Source organism: Rhodococcus sp. YL-1 (assembly GCF_001942025.1).
Classification (GTDB): domain Bacteria; phylum Actinomycetota; class Actinomycetes; order Mycobacteriales; family Mycobacteriaceae; genus Rhodococcus_F; species Rhodococcus_F qingshengii.
In genome coordinates this window covers 68,915-83,314 of sequence record NZ_CP017300.1, presented here as the reverse complement: position 1 = coordinate 83,314, position 14,400 = coordinate 68,915, and the positions used below count along the sequence as shown (strand labels likewise).

At 61.3% G+C, this 14,400-nt stretch carries 10 protein-coding genes; 1 reads left to right on the top strand and 9 read right to left on the bottom strand.

The window, feature by feature from the left end:
- Positions 1-9 precede the first annotated feature (9 nt).
- The 6 genes from BH682_RS30025 to BH682_RS30000 all read right to left on the bottom strand — a co-directional run bounded on the left by BH682_RS30025 (position 10) and on the right by BH682_RS30000 (position 6,338).
- Entirely contained in the window at positions 10-570 is a 561-nt protein-coding gene (locus BH682_RS30025; RefSeq protein ID WP_064074903.1) for a DUF6262 family protein, read from the bottom strand.
- Positions 563-3,022 carry a tyrosine-type recombinase/integrase gene (locus tag BH682_RS30020; protein ID WP_064074904.1) on the bottom strand — a complete coding sequence of 820 codons (2,460 nt, stop codon included), beginning with the start codon at positions 3,020-3,022 and terminating at the stop codon, positions 563-565. The genes BH682_RS30025 and BH682_RS30020 overlap by 8 nt, the downstream gene beginning before the upstream one ends.
- Positions 3,019-4,161: a tyrosine-type recombinase/integrase gene (locus tag BH682_RS30015; RefSeq protein ID WP_082893248.1), complete on the bottom strand. Its 1,143-nt coding sequence runs from the start codon at positions 4,159-4,161 to the stop codon at positions 3,019-3,021. Before BH682_RS30015 ends, BH682_RS30020 begins: the two co-directional genes overlap by 4 nt.
- A gap of 53 nt (positions 4,162-4,214) precedes the next feature.
- Entirely contained in the window at positions 4,215-4,676 is a 462-nt protein-coding gene (locus BH682_RS30010; RefSeq protein ID WP_223304383.1) for a recombinase family protein, read from the bottom strand.
- Positions 4,677-4,788: 112 nt separating this feature from the next.
- Positions 4,789-5,136, bottom strand: a complete 348-nt coding sequence (locus BH682_RS30005; protein WP_075835926.1) for a DUF3024 domain-containing protein — start codon at positions 5,134-5,136, stop codon at positions 4,789-4,791.
- 38 nt (positions 5,137-5,174) lie between these two features.
- Positions 5,175-6,338 carry an IS30 family transposase gene (locus tag BH682_RS30000; protein ID WP_075835631.1) on the bottom strand — a complete coding sequence of 388 codons (1,164 nt, stop codon included), beginning with the start codon at positions 6,336-6,338 and terminating at the stop codon, positions 5,175-5,177.
- A 238-nt stretch (positions 6,339-6,576) separates the two neighbouring features.
- On the opposite strand from BH682_RS30000, the gene BH682_RS29995 reads away from it, so the two are divergent.
- A complete protein-coding gene (locus tag BH682_RS29995) occupies positions 6,577-7,230 on the top strand; it encodes a hypothetical protein (protein ID WP_143542515.1) in 654 nt (217 codons plus the stop codon).
- 137 nt (positions 7,231-7,367) lie between these two features.
- Here BH682_RS29995 and BH682_RS29990 read toward each other — a convergent pair whose 3' ends face one another.
- The 3 genes from BH682_RS29990 to BH682_RS29980 all read right to left on the bottom strand — a co-directional run bounded on the left by BH682_RS29990 (position 7,368) and on the right by BH682_RS29980 (position 14,304).
- Positions 7,368-7,754: a hypothetical protein gene (locus BH682_RS29990; protein WP_075835627.1), complete on the bottom strand. Its 387-nt coding sequence runs from the start codon at positions 7,752-7,754 to the stop codon at positions 7,368-7,370.
- Positions 7,755-8,094: 340 nt separating this feature from the next.
- Complete coding sequence (locus BH682_RS29985; RefSeq protein WP_075835625.1) at positions 8,095-11,499, bottom strand: Swt1 family HEPN domain-containing protein; 3,405 nt, start codon at positions 11,497-11,499, stop codon at positions 8,095-8,097.
- A gap of 9 nt (positions 11,500-11,508) precedes the next feature.
- Entirely contained in the window at positions 11,509-14,304 is a 2,796-nt protein-coding gene (locus tag BH682_RS29980; RefSeq protein WP_075835623.1) for a DUF1156 domain-containing protein, read from the bottom strand.
- Positions 14,305-14,400 lie beyond the last annotated feature (96 nt).

Here is a 14,400-nt window from a genome sequence, read left to right as displayed (position 1 = left end):
TTTCGCCGATCATGGGTGCGAGCGGCTGGCTTCTTTCATGTACCGGCGGAGCAGGATGTTCGCGGTCTCGAGGTCGTCGCGTTGCTGGTCGGTCAGCTCGACCAACCGAGTATTGGTTTCGCGTAGCTGCGCGTTGTCGACACGCAGGTTGGCGACGAGGGCCTCGAGGTCGGCGATGCGAGCGGCCAGCTGGGAGTGGTCGATCTGTTCGATTTCGTTGCCGAGGGTGCGTTGCAGCCGCTCACGGAGCTTGCGTTCGGAGGTGCGGAGCGCGGCGATCTCGTGCCGGGCGAGTTCGAGGTCGGTGCGCAGGCTGTCCCCGGACGTGAGGGGGCCTGGCGGGTGTCGGGGTGGGCTCTGTTGGGCCATCGCGTCCCGGATTGCGGTCGTCAGCTCCGGCTGGTTGTAGAGCAGCCACGTCGACACGCCGGCCTCGCGGGCGACCCGCGCGTAGGTGATCCGGGTACCGGATCGCACCAGCTGGTCGAGTGCGCGGAGGGCGTGGGCGTGTTTGTCGCGGCTGGCTTGTCGGCGGGCCGTGAGGAGCCTGTCGGTGCGGGTGTCAGTCATCGACAGCGCCTCTGCGGTGGGCGACGCTCAGCGGCAGAAAGTGCCGTTGGTGTTCGCGGGCTTGGCGGATGGTGCCGATTGCGGCATCGAGGGCGGCGCGTTCGTCGGGGTCGAGTCGGTGCAGGTGGGTGGTCATTTTGGTCAGGATGCCCTCGAACATGGCGAGGTTGTAGCGCAGGTTGTCCACCACTTGCGGTGCGGCGCACAATTCGGCCTCTTTCACGTCGGCCTTGATCTTGCGGATTTCCTGCTCGATTTCGGGGATGTAGGAGGGGTCGGGCCGGTAGTGGTCGCAGCCACCGCATTGAAACCTGATCGGGCAGGATTTGCCGCCGGAGTTGACGTTCGACGGTTCGACGCATCCGCCGAGAAGCGTGGAGACGGTTCGCCGTTCATATTCGATGAGCTCGGGTGTGGGACGCAGCGCACCTCGCCGGTCCATCACCATGTTGCCGACGCGTTCGATCGCCTCGCGCTTGCGGTGGTGTCCGATGCGGTAGTAGCCCTGGGTGACGGCGAGGTCGCGGTGGTCCATCAAAGCGGCGAGCACATCGACGGGAGTGCCCGCGTCGGCATGATTTTGTGCGTAGGTGTGGCGCAGCGAGTAGGCGACCAGATCCCGCCGATCGATGAGGCCACCGGGGTGGGGAACCGTCCGGATCAAGGGCGCCAGTTCGTCGATCGAGTCCACCCACTGGCGGAAGATGACGCCGAACGCGGACGCCTTGAAGTGCTTGTCCGAGCACGGGTCCGACAGATCCAGTTGCGGAAACAGGTGGGCGGTGCGGCGATCGGGCCGCAGGGTCGTCACCCGCGCCAACCAGGCGCTGACCGCCGCCGCGGCAGCGGTGGTGATGTGCAGTCGGCGCCCGAGTCGGTTGGCCTTGGCGTTGGTGTAGATCAGCACCGGGCCGCCACCGGGATCGGTGTCGAGACAGTCACGGCGCAGGGCGGTGATTTCTCCCGGTCGCCGGCCGGTGTCGCGCAGCAGCTGATAGATCGTCTGCCGCATCACTGCGTAGTCGTCGTTCGACCATCCCTCGACGCGGTGTCCGGCAGTGAACGTGGGCCGCAACAACGTCATGTTCCGGTCGAGGACCTCGACGATCTCGGTGGGCAGGGCCCGCCCCGGTTCGTCGTCGTCGCGGTGAGGAGGGACCGGTCGTTGTTTCAGGTGCGCGGCGGTGAGCGCGAATGCCCCGGGAATCTCGTCCATGTGTCCGGCGGACCGGCAATACCCGAGGACAGCCTTGATGTTCCCCAGTCTGTCGTCGGCGTAGCTGCCCGCGAAAGGCGCACCGGTGGCGGCGGTCTTGCGGCGGCAATGGTCGATGATGGCGGCGATGTCGCCGCGCCCCGCAGCACGACGATCGGTGAAGGCGGGGCCGAACTCGAGGGCCTCGGACGCCCACGTCAGTGCCCGCAGCGACGGCCTCAGGTGCTCGTATCGGGGCAGGGTTTCCTTGGCCCATGTCTTGCCGAGCATGCGTAGCCAGCCGCAGCCGACGGCGGACCAGTCGATGACGAGGTTGCGGCTGCGGGTGCCCGCGGCGCTGGGGAACCGGTCGAGGACCTCGGGGCCCCACCGGTCCGGCTCGGTGAGATCGATTCCCTCGAATGCGCCCCGCTGCTGCCGCAGCAGCGGCAACGTCATCCGCAGGAAGCTCACGACGTGCGCGTCCGAGGCGGTGGCCTCGAACAGGGTGCGCGCGCCGTGGGCGGCTTTGACGAGATTACGCATCCGCAAGAGGGAGATTCCGAATCCCCGGCGGTCGCGTTCTTGCAGGATCCACAGCAGCTCCGCTCGCACCAGATCCGTGCACCCGGCCAGGGTGAATTCGTGCGAGCGGATCAGCGGCAGCGCCTGGGCCGCGAACTCGTGCGCGTCGATCGGCGGCTCGCCGCGGTCCTGACGGCCCCGATACTGGCTGCGGTGGGATTGGCATAGTGGTGTCGAGGGGTGGAAAACCTGGTGACTGCAGCCCCCGACCGCGCAGGTTGCCAGCGCACCGAGTGGTTGCGCGTCGGCCATGAACTCGGTGATGCCGATGCCGCGGGTCTTCGCCGCGTGCGCGAACCGGCTCTGGTGTGTGAAACACAAACCGGCGGTGGAGTATCGGGGACGTGCGCAACGGACGTCGGCGGCGGCGACCGTACAAGGTTCGACGATGGTGTCGTGAAAGCGGCGCGTGAGGGTTTTGCTGTGCGGCTTGGCTTCGGTGAGGCAGAACGAGCATATGGTGTTGCGAACCCCGGTCGGGTGCACACAATTCGGATGGGCGCACAAATACACAAAGGTTTTCTGATTGTGTGGATCGCCGGTGAAGATCAGCGTCTGCGGGTCCCATTCGTTCGGGCGCCACCGCTCATCGAGCCGTTCCGTCAGAAACGTGTGCCACCGGTCGCCGTCGCCCGGCGTGATCGCATGGCCGGCGGCGGCCACCGCGCTCATCGGATGGTCTTCGCGTGCGCGTTCCGCCGGTGTGCGACGGCGTCCACGGCGGCCCGCATCTGCTCGTCGGACGGGTGCAGGTATTTCGCCGTCGACACCGGACTCTGATGTCCCATCAACTTTTGCACCACGTCGATCGGGGTGCCCGCGCGGGCCCATGACGTACCCGCCGTGTGCCGCAACATGTGCAGCCGCGCCTCCACCCCCGCACGGCGAGCCACTCGGGTCAGGCAGTTTCGGGTGTTCTGATATCTCATGGCGGTATCGGGCGCCGACGTCGAGTACAGGTTGATGAACACGAAATCGCATCCACTGTCGGGTACAAGCCGATCACGTTCGTACTGGTAGTCGCGGTAGGCCGTGGTCGTCTGCGGGCCGACCGGGACACTGCGCGGGTAGTGACTCTTCGCGAGCGCGTGGTTCTCGTTGGCCCGGCGTCGCACATGCAGATGGGCGCCGGGCAGGGCGCAGCCCAAGGCCTTCGAGTCCGGAAGGAAATGCAGGTCTTCCCGGCGTAACCCCAGGGTCTCGCCGACACGCAATCCGGTCTCGACCATCAACTGGATCAGTAGGAAGTCCCTGACGTTCGCCGTCGCTACGAGGAGCGCGGTCACCTCGTCGTCGCTGAGGGATTCCGGTGGCCGCGTCACTTCCTTGGCCTTGATGACCTTCGCGGTGATGTATCGATGCGCGCCGTTTTCGCGCTGCGGCATCGTCTCCGGAGCAAAGCGCAGATGTTTGGCCTCGACGAACTTGTCGACGACCGCGTCGTCGATCACGCCCATCCGGGCGCAGTACCTGAGAAACTCGACGATCGCCGTGATGTGTGCGTTCACCGTCTTGCCGGCACGCACCCGACCGGAGGGTCCCGGTTCCGCTTCCAGTGACCGCTTGTACAAAATCAGTTGCGGCAGAGATATTTTGGTCCACTCCACTACCTGGAAATGGCACCAATTCAGGAACCGGGCAAGCCGGGGAATGTAGGCCCGCAACGTGTTGACGCTCGCGCCGCCGCCGTCGAGATACAACGCGAACTGGGTGACCTCATCGACCGGATCGAGCCGATCATCGAGCACCAGCCACGTCACCTTGCCGGCGACAGGCCCGATCGCCTTCTCGGCAACAAACGGACCATTCACACTTCGAAGCTAATCCCCGTCACTCACTGGGTGTGGGATATCCGCGAGGGACGTCAGCAGGCGTGTCGTAACCCCATGTCCCTCACAGGAAACCGACGCGTATAGATAATCGCCACAATCAGCTCACGCTGAAGTTCCGCGAGTACCGACAGCATCCCGAACATCGCCCGACCTTCGGCGGTGGCGGTATCGATTCCCTGCTCGAGGACTTTCAACCCGATCCCCCGCCCACGCAGATCGGCACCGAGCGTGATCAGATGCAGAACCGACCGGCCCAGCCTGTCGAGGCGGGTGATCACCAGCGTGTCACCGTCGCGCATTCGCTGCAGAACAGCATCCAACTGTGGCCGTGACGCCTTCGCGCCGCCGGTGTGATCGACATGAATGTTCTCGACCTCGACGCCCGCCCGCGCCAACGCGTCGACTTGGTGAGCGGGATTCTGATCTGCACTGGAGACTCGTGCGTAACCGAACAACATCTGTCGAAAATACCCGACGTCAGGGTTATTCGACATAGTTTTACGACACGAGTTTCAGACAGGGATGAGCTGGGCGTACGTCGACTCAGGACGGTGTCGAAAAACGATCTTGGTCTCAATAGGTCAACGCATCACCGAGGATAACGGATCAACCCCAGAAGATCGGATCCCCACCGCTTTCGATGTGATCGAGCAAATCCTGAACGTGAGGGCTCGGATCCAAGAACTGGTAGCGGTGAAATTTGAGGTTCCGGTCCCGCCAATACAGAGTCCACAGCCCGGTTTTCTTCGTGTAATACAGGCGGGCGATCGGGAATCGCGTCCATTCCGGGCCGAAGTCCTCACGCCACGGCGGCCGGCATTCGCAGATCGTGACATGGCGCGGCGCGATGTCGCATTCGACCCGAATCTCATGACGCAGACGATCGGGAACTCTACTGGCGCAGTACTTCACGATACGGGCGACATCGAGTTCGGGGAGTCCGGTGGCAGCCATGACCATCATCATGCCAACCGCCGTTATGGCCAGCTTTGCTATCCAACTGCGGAGGAACCGAGCACCTGGTCTTCTCGTTGTCGTGGACTGTCCCAGTCGAGCACCCGACGAGGCCGATCGTTGAGTCTCGCCGCGATCGAATTCAGGCCCTCCTGGCTGAAAGTGCGCAGGTCAGCGTTCTTGCGCAGGTACTGGCGCAGGAGCCCGTTCGTATTTTCGTTCGTCCCTCGTTGCCACGGATGATGCGGGGCGCAAAAGTAGACGGGCAGGTCGAGTGCTGCGGTGATGCGCTCGTGCGCGGCCATTTCCAGTCCCCGATCCCACGTCAACGACCGACGCAGATGCGCAGGCAACCGGCCCAGATAGGCAATCAAGGCGTCCGCAACCGTCTCGGCCCGGTACCCGTCCGGCAATGCCACCACATGGGTGACGCGTGATTGCCGATCCACCAAAGTCGCGACCGCCGACGGGCGGGTGCCGAACACGAGATCACCTTCCAGATGTCCGGGCTCGCTACGAGCATCCGCTGCTGGGCTGCGGTGATCGATGGGGACCCTGTTCCGTATCTGCCCGCGCCCGTGGGAGCGTTTCTTCCCACGAGGCCGGCGGATCCGCCGATCAGTACGCAGTTCGTGAAATTTTGTGTCGTCGAATACTTGTCGCGACGGTATATACAGGCAACGGTAAATCGTCTCGTGCGAAACCCACATCTGCGGATCGGACGGATACTCGCGCCGGAGCCAGGCGGAGATCTGCTGCGGTGACCACTGCTCACTCAGCTTCCCTGTGACAACCTCCCGCAGAAAATGCCTGGTAGAGAGAGTCGAGATTTGAGGGCGGCGTGCGCGGACATACGCTGCGGCATCCGCCGGGGTCGCCCGATAGTGTTCGCGGCCGCCGTTGCGGGCGATCTCCCGTGCGATCGTGGACGGGGATCTTCCGAGTTTGTCGGCGATCGTCCGAGCGCTGTCACCGGCGGCGATCCCACGGGAAATCTCTTCACGCTCCCCGGCCGTGAGATGCGATGCTCGCCGACGACGTGGGAGCGGCCGGATACCGCCGGATTTACGCAGGAACCGGCCGATCTGAGGGACACTCTCCCCGAGGACCCGCCCGGTCGCACTCAGCGAATCACCGCGACGCCACATCTCCCAGATCGTGTTCTCTTGATCCATAGTGAACCCGAGCGCCTTGTTGCCCATCCATGCCTCCACGATCACGCATCATGTCACCAGTAGTGATGCGTTGACGTGTTGAGACCAAGATCCATTCTCGACAGGAATTATGACATTCAGCGTTTCTGAGTTCGCGAGTCAACATCCCATCTATGGCATACGGTCGATTCTGCTGACACGCACCAGCGGCAACACAGAAAAGTACTCACCACCCACCCGCTCGCTTACGAGAATTCATGTCGGTACCCTCCTGCAGGATTGGCACATGGAAGACGCGCAGCAACTGGCAGAAGACGTATTCGAGTCATTACGCCGACACGTGATGATGGCTCGGCTAGCGCCATCAGGTGGAGCAGTCATAGCCCTTCTAAAAGTCCGTCAGTCCTATTCCGTGAGTCGAAACCGGCCAATCTACTTGGATTTTGCCCACAAAGATGGCATCCAACTGGTCGTCGAGCCGACGCTGACGACACAGCAGATTGACAACCAGCTCACGACTTTTGGACCTGGAACCGAGATCTTTCGATGGTTCAACCGTGCCTGGATACCTTCGTTCTACGAAGAGTGGGAGGGTGATTACCGACATCGGTTGGCAACGCTCACTGAGAGGAAGTCTGACGAGGTGAAGGTCGGCTATTTCGGAGATCTCCGACTGGTTCGCAACGACATCATTCATCACAGAGCTCAGGTCACGGAGTCAGACCGTAGCAAGTGCGGTGTGCTGAAGTGGTTCGATAGTGGAGATGAAATTGAGCTCAACAACGGTCATTATACGGACCTGTTCGACAAGTTCCCGTGGAACAAATTCGGTGCGACCACTCCTGATCCAGCGTCACCGACGCCAGTCAACACAAGCATCCCTGACTCTCCACTTGCAGCACTCCAGTGGCTCCAACGAAATGGCGGTTTCGTACGATGAATGCGCAGGTGGGTGCCGTAAGCAGGGGCCGTACGAGTGACGCCTTCAACCGAATTCTTCAGCATCGTGAGTGTCGCAATATGTGAAGATGTCGTGAATACCATCGGAAGCTGTCTTCAGATGTTTCGGCGAAATAATCAGCGACGCGCCTCAAGCTTTTCGTAGACTCGTTTACCTAAGAGTTTGTCCACAGGATATCGATCGATCTGATTCAACGTGAGACATGACTCCGGATGCATCAACCGAGACACTGCCGCGACTGAAGGCTCCGGTACATCGAGTGCAACGGCGCGCGCGTCCGTCGAATCGATGTTCTCGTAGGTCCATTCATACTGGTCATCCTCACGGCCATAGTCCTCGGTCAGGTACCAATTCGCTACGAACGCACGACTTTTCGGCAGAAGCGTCCATACCTTTTGCCGATCGATTGCAGCGCGCGCTCCCGGTCGAGTGATCGCAAGCCACTCAAGTTCACCGCTCGACACACGGTTAACTCGCCAAAACTCCCAGCCATCCTTCGCCATCGAGCCACTTCCTCACAATCAGTTGAATTCAATAATTTTTGTTGAAACAGACACTGTCCCGCACCCGTGGAACTGGATGCTGTAGGCGTCGCATAGCGTCCTGGGCTTGGACCGCTTCCGAACTAGGCAAATTATTGCTATCGAATCCGCTGACTGTCGTGCTGGAATGTTTTTGCAAGCTTCCACGATCCCATTAGCCGACCGGAAAGAAAACACAGATTCTGTCAGGAGTGGGACTGTCCGAAATCGAAGAACCATCCGTTCTCGCCACAGAGAGCGCTTCTCTTCACCGTTCCTTTCCCTGGGATTGCAGGAGCATCGTGCGGAAGGTCGTAGTGCGCTATTCGATCTCGAAACCTGCCTGATCGAATTTGAGAACAGTGGCGTTCTCGCTGACTGTTCGGATCTTGTTGTCATCGAACCCTGTAGGAGTCGTTGCAGTGATCTCAATTCTCACTTCGAGTTGCACTCCGTCTGCGGCAGCGAGGTGTTGAATGATCTCGTTGGTGATTTTGTTGAAGTCGCGGACGTAGAAGTCCGAGTTCAGTTCAGTCGAGCCGAAGAATCGGTTCTTTCGCGCCACCACGACCGGTTTTCCGCCGTCTCGCTTTCCTCCGGCGCGAGATACTGCGGATGTCCCGCTCGCTGTTTCACCAGATTCCGCTTCGGTATTTGTCTCGGGATCTGTGTCAGCTCCTGTGGCGCCTTCATCAGAGTTTTCGGGCGGTGTGATAGCTGCGATTTCTCGCTTACGCTGTGCCTCTGCTCGTGCCGGCTGTACCAGCAGCAGCGAATCCGTCATTTGCGGCGGTGTCACCTTGTCTGAGGGCAACACCAGACCGACGTAGTCGGTGCCGTCCCAACTGTCGGCGAACGCGAAACCAGTTTGCTGCCAAATCAATTCGTCGAATACCGAGAGTGCGCCCTCCTCCAATACTGTGCGGTCGCGCAACCGAGCGAGATACGGGTACGTCGTGTAGAAACCGAACAACTGCCCGAAAGTGAGGTGGCCGTCGCGTTCCCAGGCCGCGCGTAGCCGGCCGTCGAGATCGTGTCGGATCAGCGCCGGACCACGCTGAATCGTCAACCATCCCTCGTTGCGCAGGCGCGCGGCAGCCCGGACAGCGAGCTGCTCACCGCTGGAATCTTTCTTCGCCTCGATCGTCAACGGACGGGTGGCGTCTGGCTGGGTGGGTGCCAGCACCCACTGGTAGGTCTCGAGCAGGCGGTCTCGCACAGTCCGGTCGTGCATGGCGACCCGATCGACAGCCTGCTCACGCTGCGCGAATGTCAGGCCCAGACTCTTGTCGGCGTTGTCGCGTACGTATGACCATGCGAGGAAGTCGCGGACCGCGGTGTCGAGTTCCTTCCACCTGGTCGCGTCGGCTGCGAGGAAAGTAACCATGTTCCGATGGCTGCGGGCGGCGTTGCCGCGGTGTTCTGTGACATCGCGGGCCCAAGCAACTGCGTCGGAGTCGGTTTTGGTGTGGGTGTGTGACGGCGGCACGATGACCAGGCGAACCTCCTGCTGGTCGGGCACATCGGCTGAACTCTCCGGTGCCACGTGCACGGCGGTGAACCCGTCAGCGGCGGTCTTGCGGTGAGTCTGCAGCCGTTTAATGACCTCGTTCCAGACCTCCTCTTTGTGGAGTCGTTCTGCGTGGTCACGGGCGGTGCGGGTGGTGTTGGCCTGGGTGTCGTACCAGTACAGCGACTCGGAGTTGTAGAAGTACGTTGCAGTGTTTGCGAGATGGTTGAGGGCCGAGTGGAAGTTGCCGGGAACGTCGCCCGGCATGGCGGTCCCGAGGAATACCCGCTGCTTGTCCAGGCCTTTATGCGCCGATCTCAGGGTCGGGGTAGCACCCATGAACACTGTGCGAGCCAGACGTTGGGTGGTCAGCCGAGTCCCGAGCAAAGTATTCGCTTTGTCCACCTGCGCTGGGGCGGAGTTAGGCCCATCGACGTCGGTGTCGATCAGTGCTTTCCACTTGTCATCGAGGTACTGGGCGAGCTCGGTGACAACCTTGTCGGCGCGCAGCGGCACCGATCCGGGCATGATCAGCGGTGCAGTGTCGTTCTCCCGCCACAACTGCCCGACGATCGTGTTCATCAGCCGCAGCACGCCACGAGTGCGCTGGAACTTGTCCAGCGTGGACCAGTCCTCGTAGAGCCTGTCGAAGAGTTCGGGATGGATCGGATAACAGCGGCGGATTCTGTCCAGATAGTCGTTCTCGAGCACCTCACGAGGGAACTCGGAGCGGTGATCACGGTAGAAGTCGACGAGCTTCTGTGAGGTTGCGTTGATCTTCGCGATGGCCTGACTGTCCGGGGTTTCGAACAACCGGCGGCGGACGATCTCGAAGCTCTCCTCAGCGTTGGCGGCGCGCCACTGATCTGCGACCCGGCCGACGGCTTTGCGGAGCATCTTCAGCGCCTCGCGGCCGTTCTCGCCGCCGACCTCCTCCTCATCACCGACGTACTCGCCGTCCTTCATCTCGGCGGACGCCGGGATGGAGATGAGCACGAGGGTGCCGGGGACAGCTTTCGCTGCTTCGGTCAGCGCCTGCGCGAAGGTGAATTGGGTGTCGAAAGTGCCGTCGGGCAGGTCCTCGCGTCCGTAGAGCTGGCGAGCGTAGGCGACCCACTCGTCGATGAGGATCACTGCGGGACCGAACTGCTGGAAAAGTTGGCGCAGCGCGTCACCGGGGTTGGTGCGCGCCTCGTCGGACTGTCGGATGATCTCGTAGGCTTCGCGGCCGCCGAGCTGCCAGGCCATCAGGCCCCACAGCGTGTTGACCTTGGTGCCGTCTGCCATCTCCTTGACTGCGCCGGCCTGGATTTGGGTGCCGACGAGCGCGACCCGGCGGGCTTTGGGGAGTTCTTGGCCGGCGAGCACGTCTTGGACTTCCTGCGGATAGTCGGCCAGTGGACGACCTGATGCGAGATGCCACACGGCGAGCATCGAGTGGGTCTTGCCGCCACCGAAGTTGGTTTGCAGGTTGATGATCGGTGCTGCATTGAGATCACCTGACAGACGTTTGACTGCACGGACGGTGAGATCACGTAAGCCCTCTGTGAGGAACGTGCGCTGGAAGAATTCGATAGGGTCGGTGTATTCGCTATCGCCCTCACCGCGCGACACCATTGCCAAGTCGGCGGCGAACTCGGCAGCGTGGAAGTTGCCACTGGCCACGTCCTCGTGCGGACGCAGCACCAGGCGCCACGGTTCGAGGCCGGCAGAGCCGACCTCCGCGGCCGGAGAGGCTTTAACGACCTTGCGATCCTCCTTGTCCGAGCTCAACCGCATCAAGTCGATCCTGGAGCGGCGGACCTCGTCTGCGGCGTCGGGTGCGCCGATCGCACGCAGGAACCGTTCGGCAGTATCGAGGGCGCGGTAGGCGTCATCGGCAGTGAAGGAACCGTTGTGCGCCCAAGTATTTCGCACATCACGCAGCTCCGTCGCCCAGCTCTGCTCGGTGCGCGAGAGATGGTCGGAGTACGGGTACCAACCCTTGCGGAGCTGATTCGGGATCTGCTCGGTGACCATACGCAGACCATTCTGCGGATCGGTGCGACTGTAAGTCCTGCCGCTGCCACTCTTTGGAGAATCCTTGAGGGCCAGCAGCGCGGTCCAGTCCTGGCCAGCAGGGATTTCCTTCGCAAGGACGTATGTATGGAACTCGTCGAGCGCAGTGCCGAAGAGTTCGAAGGCGCGGCCGATGCGGTCACGGTTGCTTAGTGCCATGTCGATCCCCTATGCGTCGAACGTGAGTTGGGTTGCCGCGTTACGCGATTCGGCCACAATGTCATTCCAAGCAGTGCCGAGGGCGTTGAAATCAACGGCGAGCTTGGTTTGCTTGCGGTCCTCGGCGATCGCGAACAGTAGGAACGCCAGCTCCTTGCAGAGGTCGCGGTCGATCGACGCCGGGACGTCCGCGAGTATTTGCGCGGCGGCGGGCACGCCTTTTGCTGTAAGCAGACGGGACAGGTGCATCACCACTTCCCACGCGCTGATGTGCTGATCGGTCGAGGGATCGTACTCCTTCTCCGCGTACATCGCGTCCAACGCTTCGGGAGAGAGCAGTGTGACCTTGCCGGCAGGTTTGGTCAGGATGCCGGCACGCTCGAGATGATCAAGCGATGCGTTGCGGGCGCGCGCGAGATTGTCTGCATCACCGAAGGATCCGGCGTCGAAGCCGTGCTGACGGAACCAAGCGATCCCGAAACGGGTATCGACGTCGAAGTCTCCTTCCTGCTCGGCCAGCACCTCATCGAGGATCTCGTTGATCCGGGATAATGCTGCACGGACAGTCATCTTGCTACCGTCATCGGTGAGCACGCCGGAATAGCGGGAGAAAACCCCCATGCCGGGACCGATCGCAGCCTGGGGAAGATCAACAGGGGCGATCGCTCCCTGCTGGAGTTCCTTAAGTTTGGCCGGGAGTTCTTCCTTGAGAGCGTTGATAAAGCCGCGGCGATCGATGGAGGGTGCATCGTCTGGGCGCGGACGCAGGGCCAAAACGATCGAGGAAGCGAGGGCATTAGTGCCCTGGGAAACCATCCGGCTGCCCATCTCGCTGCGCACTGGCCATGTCGCGGTTATCGTCCATCCCGACTGGATCATCCCTTCTAGTACAGTTTCCCATCCAGTTGATGCTTCGCCATCTGCGGTCGTTTCGGATTGCTTGAATGCGTAAAAGACGGTGATTGGGAATCCTGGCAACGCGGATTTTCGGGCGCGACGAAACACCTCCCGAAAGCCGTTCTCAAAGAAATTATGTGCTCCTTCCTTTCCGTTGTGGCGGTACGGGTTGGCGACGAGTTCGTCATTTTTGGGAACCAATAAAGTACTTAGCAGCTTCGGATGAATCGCGCGCAGGGATCGGCGCAGCCACACGTAGAAAAAGTCGGATAGATCGGAATATCCAACATTATCGTAGTATGGCGGATCCGTTGAGAGCAGCATGCCATCTAGATGAACTGATCGTGCGTCCTGCTGCAGCGCCACTGCCATTCTCGTGGTTGAGAGTTGACTTAATCCGTTCGCGTTCATTTCCAAGCAGCTCTTCCAACTTCCGGTAGCTGTCCCAAAAATATTGGTTTCGCCAAAGTCCCACAACATTGGGATTGCTTGGCGCCCGAAAATATGCTGGATCTTTTCGCCTGTCGGATTCCATCGACAATGACTATTGCCCGACATTGCTGCTCTATCCAGTGCTAGTCCTAGATATGTGGCGATGGTGTCGGCATACGCTGCCGCGCCAGTGCCTCCAGCTTCAAGCCGAATGCCCTCATCCATGCCCATGGCCAGCGAATCCGCGAGCACCCGCTCGCGGGCTTCGGGGACCAGGTCACTAAAGGTGGTGAGTGCGGTGAGTTGGCGTGCGGTGAACAGGTCTGCGAATTCTGTCATTCCAAAGGCGGGTGTTGAGAACCATCGGGGATTCGTCGCAATTTCGCCGTCAGGCGAATCCACAGGGCGCGACAATTTCGTCGCCGCTTCGTGTTCTGACGTTGGCTCCAGGTAGATCCGCATTCGCTTGCCCTCTGCGACCGTTGCCATCAGCTGTGAGCCGATGCGCCCTGCTCGTCCTTCAGCGCGGATGTAGTTCAATTCCACCGCCGACCCGCATCCAATACAGGTCGCCCCGGTGCGCCCGATGGTACCGTCGTTCTCCTTGGTCGGAGCGGTTTTAGCGTCGCCTCCGATGGAAAACTCGACCTTCCCGTCCACTACGGATGGGACGACGTACGCCTCCTTATTCTTCTTCTTTCCCAGCCACCACGACCGCACCAGCGGCATAGTAATTCCGCAGGCCGGGTTCGGACAGGTCACCGTGCGCGCCCAGACCCAAGCAATCACCTTTGCGTCGGATGTCTCATTACCGTTGTCCAGCTTTGCCTTCGGGTACAGGTGACCGATTCGTTTCTCGGCTTCGTCGCTGATCCACTGTCCGTAGCGGCGGACATCCTCGGCAAGCCCGGTTGCGCGAGGCCAGTTGTTGATCTGCGAGTCTGCCGTGCCGGGGAACACAGGCGGGCGGCCGGCGAACTTCGGGGGAATTTCGATCAGGGCTTTGTTGATCAACACAGCCACCGGGTTCAGGTCCGAGGCATGGGCCTCGAGCCCCAGACGCTGCGCCTCCATCGGGATGGAACCACCCCCGGCGAATGGGTCGAGAATAGGCGGCGGGTTGCCATCGGTGGAATTCAGGATCTCCTGGTGTGCCTCTGCGAACAGACGTTCGTCATTCGAGTTCTCCCATAGCACGAGACGTTCGATCATCTCATGCAAGCGCTTGCGTTCCTTATTTATAGACTCTTCGGTAGGAAAACGATCGGGGTGGGAGGAGGGATCGTCCACCAGCTGCGCAAACAGCACTGCGCGGGCAGCCGCCAAGGGGCGCCGAGCCCACCATAGGTGCAACGTTGAGGGGTGCCCGTGGCGGATGGACTTTTCCCGCGCCGACTCCTTATTGATCGTTTCCAGAGGTATGGCCACCTCGATCAACTTACGACGAAGCACGGGGGTGGAGGGTTCGGCGGGCACGGGGCGGATCCTTGTCTACGGAGTCGCCGCTGACGCGGCAAGTGTGGTGTGAACATTAGCGGGCGATCCGGCCATCTCCCGGGTCGGTCCTGGTCA